Raw genomic sequence first — 17,157 nt, 5'->3', positions numbered from 1 at the left:
CCCAGCCCAAGTCGGCGCCGCGACCACCTGGGCCTCCGTCGCCGCCGGGATGGCACACACCTGCGCCACGCGCGTGGACGGATCGCTGTGGTGCTGGGGCGCCAACGACGCCGGCCAGCTCGGACTCGGCGACACCACCGACCGCGCGGCCCCGGCCCAAGTCGGCGCGGCCGAGTGGCGTGCCGTCACGGTCGGGGGACGGCACAGCTGCGCTGTGCGTACGGATGGCACGTTGTGGTGTTGGGGTGCCGACGCGGCGGGCCAGCTGGGCCTGGGCGACACCGCCGACCGGGACGCCCCCGCCCAGGTCGGTGCGGACGCGGGCTGGACCTCGGTCGCCGCCGGCCGCCTGCACACCTGCGCCACGGCCACCGGTGACGCGGTCTGGTGCTGGGGCGCCAATGCCGCGGGCCAGTTGGGGCTGGGTGATGCGACGGATCGCGATGCTCCGGAGCGGATCGACGCCCTCGCCGGGCGGCCCCTCGGCGCCGGCCCGGACGCCGACGCCACGCTCGCCATCGGGTGACGCCGGAAGCCCGCGATGAGACGCCGTTGGCGCGCGCGCCCGGAGAGGCGCAAGATCGAGTCAACGTCATGCCCGCCGGCCGAGGAGAGCGCTGTGCCCGTTCCGTCGTCCCCGCTGCGGAAGCTGGGGTTCCTGACCATCGGCCTGTTCGACGGCGACGACCCGCGCGCCGGGCACGAGTCGACGCTGGAGATCATCGCGCTGGGCGAACGGCTCGGCTTCGACAGCGCCTGGGTCCGGCACCGGCACCTGCAGTACGGCATCTCCTCCCCGGTCGCCGTGCTGGCCGCCGCGACCCAGCGCACCACCCGGATCGAGCTGGGCACCGCGGTCATCCCGCTGGGCTGGGAGAATCCGCTGCGGCTGGCGGAGGACCTGGCCACCGTCGACATCCTGAGCGGCGGCCGGCTCAACCCGGGCGTCAGCGTCGGGCCGCCGATGCACTACGAGCAGGTCGGGCCGGCGCTCTATCCGGACACCGCGGCGGCCGAGGACTTCGGCTACCAGCGCGTACGGCGGCTGCTGGACTTCGTCCGGGGCGAGCCGGCCACCGACTTCAGCGGGGTCGAGGGCTTCGAGGTCTTCTCCGACCGCGTCCAGCCGCACGCCGCGGGCCTGGGCCGGCGCCTCTGGTACGGCGGCGCGAGCCTGCGGTCGGCGCGCTGGGCCGGCGAGAACGGCATGAACTTCCTCACCAGCAGCGTGGTGAAGGCGGAGGAGTCGGCGGACTTCGAGCAGATCCAGCTCTCGCACGTCCGCGAGTTCCGCGCCCACCACCCCGACGGCGAGCGCGCCCGGGTCTCCCAGGGCCTGGTGGTCATCCCGACCGACAACGCGACGGCCACGCAGCGGGCCAAGTACGAGGAGTACGCCCGCAAACGCACTCCCCGCACCGCCACACCGCAGGGACCGGCCCGGCTGCTGTTCGCGCCGGACCTGGTCGGCACCGCGGCGGAGATCGCCGAGCGGCTCCACGCCCACGCGGCGTTCCGGGAGATCGACGAGGTGGCGTTCGCCCTGCCGTTCACCTTCGACCACGAGGACTACGTGCAGATCCTCACCGACATCGCGGGCGCCCTCGGCCCGGCGCTGGGCTGGCGGCCGGCCGCTCTCCCGCCGGCCACCGTCGTTCCTGGCGACCCACGGCCGGGATCTGCTGGCGGCGTCCAGTAGACGAGGCCGGGGCGGCGACTTCCTGCTCGGCAGCAGGTCCTGCACCGGGTGGCCGTCCTATGACACGGAACCTCTCGGAGCTACCCAGGCGACCGATTGTCCGGTGACCGCGGCGATGTGATCGAAGTCAGCGTCGTAGTGCAGAACCGAGGCGCCGTAGTGCTCCGCTGCCGCAGCGGTGAGGAGATCCATGACGCCGGCGGCGCGGTGTTGGCTCCGCGTAGCCATCAGTGCCTGTACCTCGCGGGCACGCATCGCGATCTCGTCAATCGACGCGAGCTGGACCAGTTGACGACGAGTACGGAAAACCCCTTGGTGCTCGGAGGGGTCGCGGGCCGAGTAACCAAGTTCAAGATCCACCGTAACAAAGGTGGCGAGCACTCCATCCGCCGCCAGAGCCCTGAGGCGGGCCTCCGCCGCCGACGAGCGACGGGCGACCGTGTAGGCGGATGTATCAGCGAGGAACAACGTGGTCAACGCCGAGCGCCACCCATCACCTCAGCGTCGGTCAGATCCGAGCCGCCGAGGAAGAACGGGTCATCAAGAACGGCTCGCGACCGCGCGTTGCGCTCAGCGACGTAGCGCAGCGCCTCGTTGACCGTGTCCTTCTTCGTGGCGGTTCCAAGCTCGGACTGAGCGGCGTCGAGCAACGCATCGTCAACATCAATGATCGTTCTCATGAGCTCATGATATCAGCCAACCCCTGCTGTATACATCAGCGCCGGCGTGGGCCCGCGCACTCAGGGCGCCAGCAGGAATTCCTGGGCCGCGGCCCGCACCTCGGCCCACTCCGGTGCGGCCGACAGCGCCTCCGGCTCCCACAGCGCGGCGTTCGGCGGGCCGCTCATCGCGTTCAGCATCCCGTCGATCCGGCGGATCGTGGCCGCCCGCTCCGGCTCGATCCAGCCGGCGCCTTCGAGCTCATCCAGCCGCTGCGCGGTGTCGTCCAGTTCGAGGGCGAGCTCGTCCGCCGAGCCGCCGACCCCTAACCGGCGGAGATAGTCCCGCTGGACCTCCGGCGCGAGAGCGAGCCGGGCCACGGCACGCACGAGCTGGCTGAGGGCCCAGGCCAGCCGGAGCGAGTCGTCATCTAGTGTCTCGTGATGCTGGTTGCGTTATGTGACTGGTTCGTTGATCCTGGTGTGATGCTGGACGAGGAGCGGGCTGCGGAGTTGCGGGCGGTGCTGAACAGTCGGGATGTGTCGGCGGTGGTCGCGACCCGGGCGCGGATCGTGTTGTGGATGGCCGAGGGCCGTCGGCGTAAGGACGTGGCCGTGTTGGCTGGGGTGTCGTTGCCGACGGTGGATCGGTGGGTGGCCCGGTACGCCGGTGGTGGTCTGGCCGGTTTGGAGGACGGCTCTCATGCCGCGCCGCGTGAGCAGGTGCCGGCCTGGGTACGCGGGCGGATCCTGGCGTTGTCCCGGATGTCGCCGCCGGTCGAGACGGGGTTGTCGCACTGGTCGAGCCGGGAGATGGCCGCGTATGTGAAGCGGGTCGAGGGTGTGGCGGTGTCCTGGCATTACGTGGCGAATCTGTGGCGGGACAACGGGTTGCAGCCTTACCGGCAGGGCACGTTCAAGCTGTCGAAGGATCCGGCGTTCGCGGAGAAGGTCGCCGACGTGATCGGTTTGTATCTGGACCCGCCGGGCGGGGCGGTGGTGTTGTCGATCGACGAGAAGACCCAGATCCAAGCGTTGGATCGGACCCAGCCGTTGTTGCCGCTGGACTTCGGCCTGCCGGAGAAGCGCACGCATGACTACAAGCGGCACGGCACCACGAATCTGTTCGCGGCGTTGAACACCGGCACCGGCGAGGTCTTCGCCGACTGCCATCCCCGGCGCACCGCGGTGGAGTTCCTCGGCTTCGTCAAACGAGCCGTGAAACCGCATGCGGGTAAGGAGATCCACGTCGTGCTGGACAACCTGTCCACCCACGACACCCCCGAGGTCAGGGCCTGGCTGGCCGCGAACCCGAACGTCACCTTCCACTTCACCCCGGTCGGATCGTCGTGGATCAACCAGATCGAAACCTGGTTCGGGATCATCACCAAGCAGGCCATCCGGCGGGGCACGTTCACCTCGGTCAACGCCCTGATCCACCGCATCCGCGCCTACATCGAGCACTGGAACACCGATCCGGAACCGTTCGTCTGGACCGCCACCGCCGACGAGATCCTGGCCAAGGTCCGCTGGGTGCAGGCCAGTGTCAGGCAACTCGTCGACAACAATGCCAAGTAGCACAACCAGAATCACGCGACACTAGTCGAGCTTCCACAGTGGCAGCTTCTTTCGTTTCTGCGGGAGCCGTGCCTCCAGCTTGTTCGACTGTTTCACCTTCCAGTGCGGGAGCGGCGCTCGCGGAAGGCGATCATGTTCATCCGGTTGCCGCACCGCACGGTGCAGAACCGTTTGAGGCCGTTGCGGGAGAGGTCGAGCAGCAGGCCGGTGCACCCGTCCGCCTCGCACACCCGCAGCCGTCCCATCTCGTTCATCCGGATCACGTCGATGAAGGCCAGCGCCGCCTCCACCCGGATGCGTTCCGCGAGCGGCGCCTCGGGCGGGGTCGCGTGCAGGTGCCAGTCCACCGCGCCGTGCCGGGTGAGGAAGGGCAGCGCGTTCGCGTCCCGCAGCATTCCGTTGACGGGCACCACGGCTTCGTCGCGGTCGAGGGTCCACACCTGGCGCAACGCGCTCCGGGCCTGCCGGACGTCGTGGAGCTCCGCCTCGTCCCGGTCGAAGCGCCCGGTGTAGGAGTACCGGCTCAGCAGGTCGGCGAGCTGATCCACGGTCGCCAGCTCGTCATCGCCGCCGCGGGAGGCGCCGGCGTCGGTGTTGGCGAGCGCGACCACGAAGGCGAGCGACTCCTCGGTGTCAGGGGCAAAAAGCAATTTGACTCCTCACTCGCACCGACCTAGCGTCAGGGTTGTCAGCCAACTTAGCCCATGACACGCACCGGCCCGAGGAGTCAGCATGAAGACGTCGTCCACGTCCGCCGGCCTGATCGCGGCGCTGATCTCCTGCGTCTCGTTCGGCACCTCCGGCGCCTTCGTCAAGCCGCTGCTGGAGGCGGGCTGGTCCCCGGTCACGGCCGTCACGGCCCGGGCGCTCACCGCGGGTCTCGTGCTCCTGCCGTTCGTGCTCTTCTCCTTGCGCGGCCGGTGGGCGGCCCTGTGGCGCGGGCGCTGGCGGGTCCTCGGCATGGGCCTGGTCGGCGTCGCCTTCACCCAGGCCGCCTACTTCGCCGCCATCCGGCGCATCCCGGTGTCGACCGCCCTGCTCATCGAATACCTGGCGCCCCTGCTGCTGGTGGGATTCGCCTGGGCGACCACCCGGCGGATGCCCCGGGCGACGGTGCTGCTCGGCTCGGTGCTCGCGGTCGGCGGCCTGGTCCTGGTGATCGGCCCCGGCGCGCTGCAGGCCGTCGACCCGGTCGGGCTGACGATCGCCTTCTGCGCCGCGATCGGCTGCGCGGCCTACTTCGCGATCGCCGCCCGCCCGGCCGACGGGCTTCCCCCGGTCGCACTCGCCGGGTCCGGCCTGCTGCTGGCCGCCGTGGTCCTCGCGGTCCTCGGCGCGACCGGCCTGCTGCCGTTCACCGCCGACTTCGGCGACCTGCCACTGTTCGGCGGCGCCGTGCCCTGGTGGATCCCGCTGCTCATCGTCGCGGTCCTCGGCACGGCCGTGGCCTACGCGACGGGGATCACCGCCTCGGCCATCCTCGGCTCGCGGCTCGCGTCGTTCATCGGGCTGCTCGAGGTGGTCTCCGCCTCGCTGTTCGCCTGGCTGGTCCTGGGCGAGGAGCTGACGCCGCTGCAATTCGTGGGCGGGGCGCTGATCGTCGGCGGTATCGCGGCGGTCCGGAGCGAGCGCTCGGCGGCCGACGACGAAGCAGCCGCCGAGGCCGCACCGGCGACCGCCGACGAACCGCCCCGGGAGCCGGTGCCGCTGTGATCAGCGTCCCGGCGGCGGCCTCCCGGATGGATCCACGCGTCAGGCGCTGACCGGCTCGAGCGCCGGTTCCGGCACTACTTCTCGCGCGTACGGCTGCCCCGCGCGGTGATGGCGGCGGCACAGCACGACGTAGCCGACGTCGGCGCCGGTGTCGCCGAGCACGACGGTGTCGCCGTCGCGGACCATCGTGCCGCTGATGACCCGCGCGTTCATCCGGGCCGGCTGCCCGCACCAGCACATCGGGTAGACCTGCAGCGCCTCGACGATGTCGGCCAGCACGACCAGGCGGGCCGAGCCCGGGAACTGCAGGCCGCGGAAGTCCGAGAGCAGCCCGAAGGTGAACACGTCGATGTCGTGGTCGTCGACGAGGGCGGCGAGCTGGTCGACCTGCTCCGGCGAGAGGAACTGGGCCTCGTCGACGATGACGTGGTCGACCCGCGGCCCGGGGCGGGACAGCACCAGCTCGGTCAGGTCGGTGGCGGCGCCGATCTCGAGCGCGTCGGCGGCCAGGCCGATGCGGGACGAGACTATCCCGGTGCCGGCCCGGTCGAGGCGGGTCATCAGCAGACCCTTGCGTCCGCAGGCGGCGTAGGTGTGCCGGTATTGCAGCACCATGGTGCTCTTGCCGCTGTTCATCGCCGCGTGCCGATAGTGCAGCTGAGCCACCGTGCGTTGCCGCCTTCCCGGATCCGGACATGTCGTTGACTGCGACCCGGCCGGGCCCGGCGCGCGCGGCACGGGACCGCGGCGCGGCAAGCGAAAGGATGATAGCCGCTGCCGTTGCGGCGACCGTCGGCGCACGTCAGGGCCGGCCGCTCGAGCGGATGCGGTCCAGCAGGCCGGCGACCCTCGGATCGGTCAGGGCGGCCGGCTGGTGGACCAGGTGGTAGGCGACCGGGGGCAGGTCGGTGACCGGCCGGGCGGCCAGCCCGGGTGGCGCCGGTACGCAGCCGTTGACGATCGCCAGTCCCACCCCGAGCGCGACGAAATGCGTGATCAAGGGCCAGCCCTCGGCCTCCACGGCGACCGTCCAGTCGACGCCCGCGGCGCCCAGCGCCCGTTCCAGCAGCACCCGGTGCGGCCGGTGCTGGGGCGGAATGACCAGGCTCGCGCCGGCCAGGTCGGCCAGTGTCACCGAGCGGCGCCGGGCCAGCCGGTGGCCGTCCGGCACCAGCAGCACCTGCGGGAACGTCGCCAGCTCGACGGCGGTCAGGTCGTCGGGCAGCACATCGAGCACGCTCACCCCGAGGTGGGCCTGACCGGTGCGGACGGCGGCGAGCATCTGCCGGTGGTCGCAGTTGATCAGACGGAGCCGGGTCGGTTCCTCGGCCAGCACCGCCCGGATCGTGTCACCGAGCAGGTAGAGGTAGGCGCCCTGACCCGCGGCGAGCACCACCGGCCGGCGCGGTGCGGCCCCGGCGAACTCGGCCAGGAAGTGAGCGAGCCGCTCGTCGTGCGTGCGGGCGAAGCGGGCGACCGTCTCGCCGTCCGCGGTGAGCACCAACCGCCGGCCGCTGCGGTAATAGAGCGGCCGACCCAGGGCCTGCCCCAGCTTGCGGATCTTCACGTGCAGGGCGGGCTGGGAGATGTGCAGGTCGGCGGCGGCGCGGGTGAAGTTGAGGTGATCGGCGAACACGACGAACGACGCCAGCGCGTCGGCGGAGACCGCCCGCTCATCCATAGCCGGAAACTATATCTGCGCCGACATCGATAGTTCTGCACTAGCTTCACGGCCACCAGGCTGGTCACATGAACACCCAGGAGCTCCGGCTCGGCGTCGACATCGGCCGGGTCATCATCGGCGGGGGCACCGTCCCCGGCAGCAGCGACACCCAGTTCTTCAGCGGTGACACCGCCCGAATGCTGGCGACGCCGGCCGTACCCGGCGCCTTCGACACGCTGGCCCGCCTCGTGCCGCGCTTCGGGCAGGTGTGGCTGGTCTCCAAGTGCGGCGAGCGGGTCCAGCGCAGCACCCGGCAGTGGCTCGACCACCACGACTTCGCCGCCCGCACCGGCATCCCCCGGGACCACATCCGCTTCTGCCGCAAGCGGCCGGACAAGGCTGTGCACTGCGCGGACCTCGGCATCACGCACTTCGTCGACGACAAGATCGACGTACATCAGGCCCTGCGCGGCATCGTGCCGCACCGGTTCCTTTTCGGACCGCAACGCACCCCGCCGCCCGCCTGGGTGCGGCACACCCCGACCTGGGCGGAGGTGGAGCAGGCGATCACGCGCGGCCTCGGCTGAGCCCACCCGTACGAGTGAGGGCCGAGGTGGAAGCACTGTCGGCTGTCGGGCACGATGGTCGGGTGAGTCCCGTCAGTCGTGGTCGCAAGCGCGCCAAGTCCCGCGGTTCCGGTCAGCGTGTCCTGCGTGCCGTGGGTCCCCCGGACGAGTGCGACTGCCCAGCGTGCTCGGAGGCGGAGCTGGACCCGCAGGTCCTCGTCGAAGACCTGGTCGCCGGCGGCGCGGCGCTGCTCGAGGTGGAGGATCCGCTTGAGGCGGAGCTGTTCGCCGCGGGCTTCCTGGCCGCGGGCGACCTGGCCGGCGAGGGCTTCGCCGAGGCGCTCGCGGAGGGCATCGCGCCGGCCGTGGCACAGCTCGCCACCCCGGAATCGCTCGCGGTGCTGCTCGCGCTCGGCGCGGTGAGCGACGCTCCGGCGCTCACCGCGGCCGCCGGGCGCCTGATGAGCGCGGGGTTGCCGGCGCCGACGTGGACGGGCGAGCTGGGGACGCCGGCGAGCGTCGGCCGATGCCGGCGATTCGCCGATCCGGCCGGCTCCGACTCGATGCTGCTCTGCTCCTTCGACCGGTCCGGGCGCTCACACGGTTTCATCGTCAACGTCGACCACACCGACTGCCACGCGGCGGCCGACATCATGCTCTTTCCCGGCGACATGATGGACCAGGTGATCGACACGGTCGCGACGGACGCCCGCGAAGCCGGCCTGGTGGTCACCCCCGAGGTCCTGGACCCCGCCGAATTCCGCTGGCAGGTCGAGCGGGCCCTGGCGGCCCGGGCCGTGCACGACCGGGAGACCGACGGGACGGAGCCGCCCGTGGACCTCGGCGACGAGGACGGGCCCGGCTATCACCTGCTGGCCGAGCTCCTCCGGTCCCGGATGCGCGCACTACCCGAGCCGCCGCGGCCACCGGCCCCGCACGGTGCCTACGACGAGCCGCTCCCTCGCGCCGCGCCGCGGCAGCCCGCGCGGCGCAATCAGCGGCGTGTCTCAGCGCCGAAGCTGCCGGCGAAGCGGAAGAAGTCCGGCCCGCCGGCGCCCATCTATCAGATCAAGGTGAGCCTGCGCGGGGCGCAACCGCCGATCTGGCGGCGCCTGGAGCTGCCCGCCGACACCGGCCTGTCCGAGCTGCACCGCATCATCCAGGTGGCGTTCGGCTGGGAGGAATGCCACCTGCACGTCTTCGAGACCGCGTACGGCATGTTCGGCGTCGCCGACCCGGAGCTGGATCACCGCGCCGAAGGCCCGGTGACCCTGGAGCAGGTCGCGCCCGGCGTCGGTGACCGCCTGCAGTACACATACGACTTCGGCGACGACTGGACGCACGAGATCGTGGTGGAGCAGCAGCCGGACCGCCGGCCGGTGGCCTACCCGCAGTGCACCGGCGGCCGGCGCGCGGCCCCGCCGGAGGACTGCGGCGGCATCTGGGGCTACCAGGAACTGGTCGAGGTGCTGAGCGATCCCGGCCACCCGGAACACAGCGACCGGCTGGAATGGCTCGGCCTGGAGTCGGCCGCCGACTTCCAGCCCGCCCGGTTCGACGCCGCCGAGGTGACCCGGGCGCTGACCGAAGAACGCTGACCAACGGCAGGGTCAACATCAAGGCCCGGCAACGGATGATCACGCAGTACGCCGTGGCGAGCGCCGCGGATGGACTCGTCGTCGGCACCGCGCCCCGTCAATTCCCGACCTACTGATCGCGGCGACTGCCGAAAAGGCAGCCCTGACCGTGCTCGCCGTCGACAAGGACTTCGACCTCATCGCCGCGATCACGGGCCAGCCCATCGACACCCTGGATGGCTGAGCCGTCCTGCCGACGGCCGGGCTCGGGCGATTCCGCTCTTGTCGAGTTCACGAGACATCGTTGATAGTGAGTCCATGGCTGTCCTTCTCCTCCTGATCGGGGCCGGGCTCACTCTCTACGGCTACAACGCCGACAGCGGCACTGCCCGGACCATCGGCTGGATCTGCTGGGCAGTCGGCATGCTTCTGCTGGTGCGGGGATACCTGACCCGGCGCCGGAAGTTCCGGTCCATGGCGGAGGTGGAGGCGGCCGCGGCCGCCGGGGACCCCCGCGGGATGTACACGCTCGGGGCGCTGGCGAAGGTCCGTGGCGACCTCGACGAGGCCGAACGCCAGCTGCGCGCCGCCGCCGACGCCGGCCACGTCGAGGCGATGTGGGACATGGGCCGCCTGGTCGAGGATCGTGACGGCCTCGCGGCATCGGAGCCGTGGTTCCGGATGGCGGCCGAGCACGGTCACTTCGTCGCCAAGCGTTTCTTCCGCCCCGGCAGCGCCCTGAACATGGACGGCAAGAACCCGCTCTGAGCCCGGGCGCATCCGGATCAGCTGGTGGCGTGCCGCTCGATCCAGCTCAGCAGGGCGCCGAAGGCCGGTGACATCGCGGTGTCGGAGCCGGTGAGCATGGCCGAGCGCGCGCCGTCGTCGACCGTGATCGTGTAGCTCATCGCGTCCCGGGCCGACCCGGGTCGCCTCGTACCGTCGTTTTCCGCGCTCGCGGCCGCCACCAGGCTGCGCAGCTCCCCGGCCGCCTCGGGCGACAGCCTGTCGGACTCCAGCACGCGGGGTGGCAGCCGCAGGTTGAGCGCGGCCGCCTGCCCGCCGTGGGTCGCCAGGGCTACCCGCATCTAGCGGCGCCCGCAGCGCGGCGACGTGGTCACCTGGACACCCACCTCGGCCCACGCCGCGCTGACGGCCTGCTGCTCGGGGCTGCCCGCGCCGTACAGCTCGTCGGCCTTGTGGAACGTGGTGTCGGCGAAGTCCTGGAACTGGGTGTTCGGGTTCGACGCCTTCATCGACTCGTACCAGATGTGCCCCGGCGCCTCCCAGGAATTGCCGCCGATGCCGACCGACACCAGGTAGAACGCCTTGTTCGGGATGCCCGAGTTGATGTGCACCCCGCCATTGTCCCCCTCGTCGGTGTCGGGCAGGTTGACAAAGCGGTCCATGTGGTCGGGCTGCGGGTCCTTGCCGAACACCTTGTTGTCGAACGCCGTGCCCGGCGCCTTCATCGACCGCAGCGCGTCGGCGTCGATGTGCGGCGTGAACACCTCGGCCCCGATCAGCCAGTCCGCCTGATCGGCCGGCTGCTGGAGACTCCACTGCTTCACCATCGACCCGGCGACGTCGGACATCGACTCGTTGAGCGCGCCGGACTGGGTGCGGTATTCCAGGCCGGCGGTGTGCTCGGTGACGCCGTGCGCGAGCTCGTGCGCGATCACGTCGAGCGAGCCGGTGAAGTCGCTGAAGACCTGTCCGTCGCCGTCGCCGAAGACCATCTCCTGGCCGTCCCAGAAGGCGTTGTTGTAGTTGCGTCCACGGTGGACGTATCCCTGCAGGCGCATGCCGCGGCCGTCGATGGAGTTTCGCTGGAGCACGTCGCGGTAGAAGGTCCGGGTCGCGCCGAAGCCGTCGAAGGCCCGGTTGACCGACTGATCGGCGGCGGGCTCGTCGTCCTCCGAGCGGATCAGCGTGGCGCGCGGCAGGAAGGTCCCCTGCTCGCAGTCGAAGATGCTCCGGCGCCCGTCGTCGGGCGCGGCCAGGGCCCCCGCGATCAGCCCGCGCACCTCGCGCTCGCCGCGCAACTGGGCGGTGGTGAGCAGAGTGGCCAGGGCGGCCTGGCGGATGGCCTCGTTGTCGCTGTCGAGGAGCCGGGTCAGGATGAACGGCGGGGTGATGCAGCTGAGTCGGTGGCTGGTGGGCACGGGACACCTCGGATCCGGTCGATGCGTTTCAAGCAGACGGGTTCGCGTACTTCAGCGCCAGCAGGCTCGCGCCGGTGGGCTCGGCGAGGGTCACGACGAACAGGTTGTCGAACTGGGTTTCGCCGATGACGGGCGGCGACGGCACACCCAGCGCGGCGATCACCTCGGGGACGGTGTCGCTGTGGCCGGCGATCAGCACGACGGCGCCGAGCGTCCCGGCGCGGGCCTCCCGCGCGACGGTGACCGGGGCAGGCATCTCCCGCGCGCCGATCCCGAGCACCTCGAGGGCCGGCCCCACCGTCTCCTTGGTGCGCCTGAACGAGGAGGTGAACGCCGTGGTCACCACAGCCGAGGCCACGACGTGCGCGAGCGCCTGGGCACGCTGCCGCCCGGCGTCGTTCAGCGACGGGTCCCTCGTGACCCGCGGAAGATCGATGTCCGCGTGCCGGACCAACAAGATCGTGACCACGTGCCCCCCGTTCGCCTGCGGTGAGATTGTCGATACTCTCAGTGATCTTTTCGCCGGTGAAGGAAGAAGTCCTGATTCAGACACTCACCGGGGCGTGCCTCATCGGCTTCGGCCATCTCGAGCCGGCGGCGGGACGCGATCCGGCGTACCTCGAGGTCGCCTGCCTGGTCGTCACCCGCTTTCAGCGGGCCGTGAAGCTGGGCCGGGAACCGGCCCTGTTCCCGACCGATTTGCCCAGCTCCGACGAGGACCTGTTGCTGCGCGAGTGGCGGCGGGCGGGCGTGCCGGCCGAGTTCGCCGGGTGCGGCGCGGGCACGCCCGATCTGGACCCGGCGCCGGTGCCCGCCGCACCGGGCCGCGAGCCGAACTGGCCGGAGCGGTTCGCGATCGGGCTCGCCGCCGCGGCGACCTCCGCCGTCGAGGTGGCCGGCGGCGCACGCACGTCGCTCACCGACCCGGCGGCCCGGCGCAAGCCGTGGGAGCGCGCGCTGAGCTGGTTCGTCGGCTCGTACCCGTTGCTCGGCGCGCTGGCCGCCCGGTTCACCGTGGTCGCCGACCCGGAGCTGGCCCGCGGCTGGGACATCGCGATCGCCGCGGTCTCCCCCGCGGCCGGCGAGATCTACGTCAACCCGCTGCGCTCCATGTCCGAACCGGAGTGGCGGTTCGTGCTGGCGCACGAGATGCTGCACGCCGCGCTGCGGCACGGCGACCGGGTCGGCCCCCGCGAGCCGCAGCTGTGGAACGTGGCCGGCGACTACGTGGTCAACGGCTGGCTGGTGGAGATGGCCGTCGGCACGATGCCGGAGGGCTTGCTGTACGACCCGGAGCTGGCCGGCGCGTCGGCCGAGGACGTCTACGACCGGATCGCGCGGGACCTGCGGCGGATGCGCAAGCTCGCCACCCTCCGCGGGACCGGCCGCGGCGACCTGCTGGGCGAGCCGCTGCCGTGGCACGGGCCGCGGTCCGGCGGCGTCGACCTGGACGACTACTACCGGCGGGCGCTGCTGACCGGGTACGCCTACCACCTGGGCGCCGGGCGCGGCCTGCTGCCCGCCGGCCTGGTCGCGGAGATCCGAGTGCTGGACCAGCCTCCGCTGCCGTGGGACGTCAAGCTGGCACGCTGGTTCGACGAGCACGTGCCGGCGCCCGAGCGGCGGCGCACGTACGCTCGCCCGTCCCGCCGCCAGGCCAGCACGCCGGACATCCCCCGGCCCGGCTGGCACACCCCGGAGGAGGAGATCCGGCGCTGCACGTTCGGCGTCGTCGTGGACACCTCCGGCTCGATGAACCACGAGCTGATGGGCAAGGCACTGGGCGCGATCGCGTCGTACGCGACGGCTCGCGACGTGCCCGCCGCCCGGGTGGTGTTCTGCGACGCGGCCGCGTACGACGCGGGCTACCTGCCGGTCGACGAGATCGCCGGCCGGGTGCGGGTGCGCGGCCGCGGCGGCACGGTCCTGCAGCCCGCGATCGACCTGCTGGAGCGAGCGCCCGACTTCCCGGCGGACGGCCCGCTGCTGGTCATCACCGACGGCGAGTGCGACGTGCTCCGCGTCCGGCGTAAGCACGCCTTTCTCGTCCCGCTCGGCGCCCGGCTTCCCTTCACCCCACGGGGCGAGGTCTTCCACCTGCGCTAGTGAATCGCCGGCGGGGCCACATTGATCATTGACAATGGATAGGCTCCCGTCTGATACGTGTCACTCGACGCCGAAGGGGATACGGCATGCGACGGCGGATCGGCTTCGCGCTGACGGCATTGACGGCATTGACGGCAATCCTGGTCCCGGCCGGTCCGGCCGCCGCCGCGAGCAACGGCACGATCCGGCCGGTGCGTGAGTGCGCATCGCTGGTCGGCGACTTCGCCTTGCCGAGCGGCGTCGCCCACGTCACCGTCGCGACCCCGGTGCCAGCCGCCGCCACCGAGCCGGCGCACTGCGACGTGCGCGGGATCATCGACCCGGCGGTGCGGTTCCAGCTACGGCTGCCGACCAGCACATTCGCCGGGCGCTACCTCCAGTACGGCTGCGGCGGCTTCTGCGGTCAGCTCGACGCGCCGGCCTTCCCCACCTGCGGGGGCCGGCCCGGCGCCGACATGGCGGTCGGGGCCACCGACGACGGACACGTCGGCGGCGGCGTCCTGGCCAACCTCGACGGGCGCTGGGGCGCCGACAACCAGGCCGCGCGCGACGACTGGACCTTCCGCGCGCCGCACGTGGTGTCGCAGGCGGCCAAGCGCCTCATCGCGACGTACTACGGCTCGCCGCCGCGCCGCTCCTACTTCACCGGCTGCTCCAACGGAGGCCGGGAGGGCCTGCTGCTCGCCCAGCGCTACCCGACCGACTTCGACGGCATCGCCGCCGGCGCGCCGGCCTTCCCGATCGCGCCTCTCGCCGGCGTCTTCGAGACGTGGGTCGCCCGCGCCAACACCGCCGCCGACGGGACGCCGATCCTCACCGGCGACAAGCTGCCGGCCCTGCACGCGGCGGTCGTCGCGGCGTGCGACGACCTCGACGGGCTCGTCGACGGCCAGCTCGCCGACCCCCGCGCGTGCCGCTACGACCCGGCCGCGCTCGCCTGCCCGGCAGGCGCCGACCGGCCCGACTGCCTCACCCCGGCCCAGGTCCGCACCGTCCACAAGCTCTACGCCGGGCCGACCGACGCGGCCGGTCGGCGGCTGTATCCGGGTGGCGAGCCCTACGGTTCGGAGCTGGCCTGGTTCGCGTGGGTGGTGCCGGTGCCCGAGCTCGGCGGTGGCATCGCCGCCCAGCTCAGCGACAACTACCTGCGCTACCTCGGCTACCCCGTCGGCACGCCGCACTCGTCGCTGGCCGACTTCCGGTTCACCACCGCGGAGTTTCACCGGCTGGCCCCCGAGGGCGCCAAGGGCAACGCGATGAGCCTCGACCTGAGCCGGTTCCGCCGCGCCGGCGGCAAGCTCGTCATCTGGCACGGCTGGGCCGACTCGGCGATCCCGCCGGTCGGCACGCTCGACTACTACCAGCGGCTCTGGCAGCGCGACGGCAGCCTGCGGCAGACCCAGCAGTACGCGAGGGTCTTCATGGTGCCGACGATGTACCACTGCGCCGACGGCTCCGCGCTGACCGAGTTCGACCCGCTTCCGGAGCTGGTCCGGTGGACCGAGCACGGCGCCGCACCCGACCGGGTCGTCGCCGTCGGGCGCACCGAGCCGCAAGGCCCGGTCGTCCGGTCACGGCCGGTGTTCCCATATCCGCTGCGGGCCCGCTATGACGGCAGCGGCAGCGTCGACGACGCGAACAACTTCGTCCCGGCGGCGCCCCGGCAGCGGCCGAACGATGTCATCGACTGGGTCGGCGCCGGCCTCTACGCCGGGCCGCCGGGACCGGTCTCACCCTAGGGAACGGTCCCGTGCTTCCGGGGTGGCGTTCTGACCCGGGCTCCGAGGGTTCGGCCCTTTCCGCAGGTGCTGTTCATTGTCGGACAGCTGGCAGATCCCGGCCCGCGCGGCCGGGAATCTGGCGGCGAGGAGGCATCCATGACGGCCAACGGAAACATCACCCGAGCTCACATCACCGCCAGAGATTCACAGACGCTTCGCGAGATTCTCAAGGAACACCGGTTACCGGTGGGCGGCCCGTTCCGCCGCGGACAGAGCGGCGAGACCGGCATCGACGTGTACGCGAACCCCGACCAGATGCGGACACTCCGGTCCCTGCCGGTCGAGATGACGATCATCGCGGACGAGACGGAGGTCGGCGAGGCCAGGCGGGCCGAGATCGCGGACGAGCAGCTCTACCGGGAGCCGGGCACACTCCCGAAGGGCCTCGGCAAACTCACGGGAGGCGCGAAATGACCTACCTCAACGTTCAGGGCGTCGACAACGTGGTGGTCAACCTGGCTGCTCTGTTCCCCGGCACCAGCCAGCTCATCACCCTGCCGCATCAGACCGAGGAGGGGCGCACCAGCCACGCGATCCGGCTTGGTGGCGGTGCGGTGGGCTCCCGCAACGCGGTGGTGCTCCTCGGCGGTGTGCACGCCCGGGAATGGGGCAGCTGCGAGATCCTGCTCAACTTCGCCATCGACCTGCTCCGGGCGTACCAGGCGAACTCCGGCCTGACGTACGGCGGGATGGTGTTCAGCGCTCAGCAGATCCGGACCATGCTCGACACCCTGCACATCGTCGTCTTCCCGCTGGCGAACCCGGACGGACGCCACCACAGCCAGCGGCCCGGTGGCGAGTACATGTGGCGGAAGAACCGCAATCCCGACTACTGCGTGCACCACGAGGACTGCTCGGGTGTGGACATCAACCGCAACTTCGACTTCCTCTTCGACTACCGCACCGCGTTCGATGTCGACTCCGAGGTCATGGTCACCGACGACCCCTGTGACCACGAGACCTACCAGGGCCCCCACGCGTTCTCCGAGCCGGAGACGAGGAACGTGCAGTGGCTGCTCGACGCCCACGCGCGCACCCGTTGGTTCGTCGACGTGCACAGCTACGGGGACACCATCATGTACAGCTGGGGCAACGACAAGAACCAGACCACCACGCCGACCCAGAACTTCCGGAACGCCGCCTGGGACGGGCAACGCGGGCTGGCCAACGATCCGACCTACGGCGAATACATCGCGCAGGCCGACCTGACCGTCGGGCAGAACCTGGCGCAGGCGTTCTGCGCCGCCGTGCTGCCGGTGCGGAACAGGGCGTACACGCCGAAGCCCTCCTTTGACCTCTACCCCACCGCCGGGGCGTCGGACGACTACACGTTCTCCCGCCACTTCGTCTATCCCGGCAGGCAGAAGGTGTATTCGTTCACCGTCGAGTTCGGCCAGCAATTCGTGGCGCCGATGGCAGAGATGCAGAACATCATCCAGGACGTCAGTGCCGGGCTGATCGGGCTGTGTCTCGCCGCGCCGGCGACCGTACCGGCCGAGCCCGGCGACAAGCCCGCCGGCGACAAGCCGACCGGACCGCCCTCCGGCGGCCCGTTCCACGACCCCGACACACCGGCCTCCGGCACCGGGTCCCCCATCGTGACGACCCCGGTAGCCGTCGACGTCGCCGCGAAGAAGAAGTAGCAGCAGC

20 protein-coding genes are annotated in these 17,157 nt (G+C 71.4%); 11 read left to right on the top strand and 9 right to left on the bottom strand.

Annotated features, from left to right (window positions below; translation table 11 throughout):
• On the top strand, positions 1-526 hold a 526-nt coding region (locus tag DMB66_RS31845; protein WP_370319584.1), incomplete at its 5' end, for an RCC1 domain-containing protein.
• A 93-nt stretch (positions 527-619) separates the two neighbouring features.
• Positions 620-1,699, top strand: coding sequence for an LLM class flavin-dependent oxidoreductase (locus tag DMB66_RS31840; RefSeq protein ID WP_125807820.1), 1,080 nt, complete (start codon positions 620-622; stop codon positions 1,697-1,699).
• A 57-nt stretch (positions 1,700-1,756) separates the two neighbouring features.
• On the opposite strand, the gene DMB66_RS31835 is transcribed toward DMB66_RS31840, so the two are convergent.
• The 3 genes from DMB66_RS31835 to DMB66_RS31825 are packed head-to-tail and all read right to left on the bottom strand — an operon-like array spanning position 1,757 to position 2,739.
• Entirely contained in the window at positions 1,757-2,176 is a 420-nt protein-coding gene (locus DMB66_RS31835; RefSeq protein WP_199752736.1) for a PIN domain-containing protein, read from the bottom strand.
• A complete protein-coding gene (locus tag DMB66_RS31830) occupies positions 2,173-2,379 on the bottom strand; it encodes a type II toxin-antitoxin system VapB family antitoxin (RefSeq protein WP_125807819.1) in 207 nt (68 codons plus the stop codon). Before DMB66_RS31830 ends, DMB66_RS31835 begins: the two co-directional genes overlap by 4 nt.
• 60 nt (positions 2,380-2,439) lie before the next feature.
• The gene (locus tag DMB66_RS31825; protein WP_125807818.1) at positions 2,440-2,739 is read right to left on the bottom strand and encodes a hypothetical protein; all 300 of its coding nucleotides are present in this window, start codon (positions 2,737-2,739) and stop codon (positions 2,440-2,442) included.
• 105 nt (positions 2,740-2,844) lie between these two features.
• Between DMB66_RS31825 and DMB66_RS31820 the strand changes: the two genes are divergently transcribed.
• Positions 2,845-3,936 carry an IS630 family transposase gene (locus tag DMB66_RS31820; protein WP_125807817.1) on the top strand — a complete coding sequence of 364 codons (1,092 nt, stop codon included), beginning with the start codon at positions 2,845-2,847 and terminating at the stop codon, positions 3,934-3,936.
• Between the two features lie 92 nt (positions 3,937-4,028).
• Here DMB66_RS31820 and DMB66_RS31815 read toward each other — a convergent pair whose 3' ends face one another.
• Positions 4,029-4,586: a CGNR zinc finger domain-containing protein gene (locus DMB66_RS31815; protein ID WP_125807816.1), complete on the bottom strand. Its 558-nt coding sequence runs from the start codon at positions 4,584-4,586 to the stop codon at positions 4,029-4,031.
• 82 nt (positions 4,587-4,668) lie between these two features.
• On the opposite strand from DMB66_RS31815, the gene DMB66_RS31810 reads away from it, so the two are divergent.
• The gene (locus tag DMB66_RS31810) at positions 4,669-5,649 is read left to right on the top strand and encodes a DMT family transporter (protein WP_125807815.1); all 981 of its coding nucleotides are present in this window, start codon (positions 4,669-4,671) and stop codon (positions 5,647-5,649) included.
• Between the two features lie 39 nt (positions 5,650-5,688).
• Here DMB66_RS31810 and DMB66_RS31805 read toward each other — a convergent pair whose 3' ends face one another.
• A complete protein-coding gene (locus DMB66_RS31805; protein ID WP_125807814.1) occupies positions 5,689-6,315 on the bottom strand; it encodes a thymidine kinase in 627 nt (208 codons plus the stop codon).
• A gap of 136 nt (positions 6,316-6,451) precedes the next feature.
• Complete coding sequence (locus DMB66_RS31800; protein WP_125807813.1) at positions 6,452-7,330, bottom strand: LysR family transcriptional regulator; 879 nt, start codon at positions 7,328-7,330, stop codon at positions 6,452-6,454.
• Between the two features lie 68 nt (positions 7,331-7,398).
• Here DMB66_RS31800 and DMB66_RS31795 point away from each other — a divergent pair, with 68 nt between their 5' ends.
• The 3 genes from DMB66_RS31795 (at position 7,399) to DMB66_RS31775 (ending at position 10,223) form a co-directional block, all read left to right on the top strand.
• Positions 7,399-7,899: a hypothetical protein gene (locus tag DMB66_RS31795; protein ID WP_125807812.1), complete on the top strand. Its 501-nt coding sequence runs from the start codon at positions 7,399-7,401 to the stop codon at positions 7,897-7,899.
• A 62-nt stretch (positions 7,900-7,961) separates the two neighbouring features.
• The gene (locus DMB66_RS31790; protein ID WP_199752735.1) at positions 7,962-9,476 is read left to right on the top strand and encodes a plasmid pRiA4b ORF-3 family protein; all 1,515 of its coding nucleotides are present in this window, start codon (positions 7,962-7,964) and stop codon (positions 9,474-9,476) included.
• A gap of 297 nt (positions 9,477-9,773) precedes the next feature.
• Positions 9,774-10,223, top strand: coding sequence for a sel1 repeat family protein (locus DMB66_RS31775; RefSeq protein ID WP_125807810.1), 450 nt, complete (start codon positions 9,774-9,776; stop codon positions 10,221-10,223).
• 17 nt (positions 10,224-10,240) lie between these two features.
• Here DMB66_RS31775 and DMB66_RS31770 read toward each other — a convergent pair whose 3' ends face one another.
• From DMB66_RS31770 to DMB66_RS31760, 3 genes are read right to left on the bottom strand one after another with little or no spacing between them, the layout of a single operon-like run.
• The gene (locus DMB66_RS31770; RefSeq protein WP_125807809.1) at positions 10,241-10,543 is read right to left on the bottom strand and encodes a protealysin inhibitor emfourin; all 303 of its coding nucleotides are present in this window, start codon (positions 10,541-10,543) and stop codon (positions 10,241-10,243) included.
• Positions 10,544-11,620 carry a M4 family metallopeptidase gene (locus DMB66_RS31765; RefSeq protein ID WP_125807808.1) on the bottom strand — a complete coding sequence of 359 codons (1,077 nt, stop codon included), beginning with the start codon at positions 11,618-11,620 and terminating at the stop codon, positions 10,544-10,546. It abuts the gene before it with no gap.
• 28 nt (positions 11,621-11,648) lie between these two features.
• Positions 11,649-12,089: a histidine phosphatase family protein gene (locus DMB66_RS31760; RefSeq protein ID WP_125807807.1), complete on the bottom strand. Its 441-nt coding sequence runs from the start codon at positions 12,087-12,089 to the stop codon at positions 11,649-11,651.
• A gap of 56 nt (positions 12,090-12,145) precedes the next feature.
• Between DMB66_RS31760 and DMB66_RS31755 the strand changes: the two genes are divergently transcribed.
• From DMB66_RS31755 to DMB66_RS31740, 4 genes are all read left to right on the top strand, one after another.
• Entirely contained in the window at positions 12,146-13,726 is a 1,581-nt protein-coding gene (locus DMB66_RS31755; RefSeq protein ID WP_233624984.1) for a hypothetical protein, read from the top strand.
• An 86-nt stretch (positions 13,727-13,812) separates the two neighbouring features.
• Positions 13,813-15,465, top strand: coding sequence for a tannase/feruloyl esterase family alpha/beta hydrolase (locus tag DMB66_RS31750; protein WP_125807805.1), 1,653 nt, complete (start codon positions 13,813-13,815; stop codon positions 15,463-15,465).
• 138 nt (positions 15,466-15,603) lie between these two features.
• Positions 15,604-15,921 (top strand): hypothetical protein, encoded by a 318-nt coding sequence (locus tag DMB66_RS31745; RefSeq protein WP_125807804.1) that lies wholly within the window; start codon positions 15,604-15,606, stop codon positions 15,919-15,921.
• A complete protein-coding gene (locus tag DMB66_RS31740; RefSeq protein ID WP_125807803.1) occupies positions 15,918-17,150 on the top strand; it encodes a M14 family metallopeptidase in 1,233 nt (410 codons plus the stop codon). The genes DMB66_RS31745 and DMB66_RS31740 overlap by 4 nt, the downstream gene beginning before the upstream one ends.
• Positions 17,151-17,157: the final 7 nt, after the last annotated feature.

The sequence above is a fragment of the Actinoplanes sp. ATCC 53533 genome, from assembly GCF_003947245.1.
The sequence above is the reverse complement of the archived record's forward strand: the minus strand, read 5'-3'. Positions and strand labels throughout refer to the sequence as shown.

Bases quoted from the DNA above. Each gene is read 5' to 3' on its own strand.
- DMB66_RS31830 (WP_125807819.1), bottom strand. From the start codon at position 2,379: ATGAGAACGATCATTGATGTTGACGATGCGTTGCTCGACGCCGCTCAG.
- DMB66_RS31820 (WP_125807817.1), top strand. From the start codon at position 2,845: ATGCTGGACGAGGAGCGGGCTGCGGAGTTGCGGGCGGTGCTGAACAGT.
- DMB66_RS31810 (WP_125807815.1), top strand. From the start codon at position 4,669: ATGAAGACGTCGTCCACGTCCGCCGGCCTGATCGCGGCGCTGATCTCC.
- DMB66_RS31800 (WP_125807813.1), bottom strand. From the start codon at position 7,330: ATGGATGAGCGGGCGGTCTCCGCCGACGCGCTGGCGTCGTTCGTCGTG.
- DMB66_RS31795 (WP_125807812.1), top strand. From the start codon at position 7,399: ATGAACACCCAGGAGCTCCGGCTCGGCGTCGACATCGGCCGGGTCATC.
- DMB66_RS31775 (WP_125807810.1), top strand. From the start codon at position 9,774: ATGGCTGTCCTTCTCCTCCTGATCGGGGCCGGGCTCACTCTCTACGGC.
- DMB66_RS31770 (WP_125807809.1), bottom strand. From the start codon at position 10,543: ATGCGGGTAGCCCTGGCGACCCACGGCGGGCAGGCGGCCGCGCTCAAC.
- DMB66_RS31750 (WP_125807805.1), top strand. From the start codon at position 13,813: ATGCGACGGCGGATCGGCTTCGCGCTGACGGCATTGACGGCATTGACG.
- DMB66_RS31745 (WP_125807804.1), top strand. From the start codon at position 15,604: ATGACGGCCAACGGAAACATCACCCGAGCTCACATCACCGCCAGAGAT.
- DMB66_RS31740 (WP_125807803.1), top strand. From the start codon at position 15,918: ATGACCTACCTCAACGTTCAGGGCGTCGACAACGTGGTGGTCAACCTG.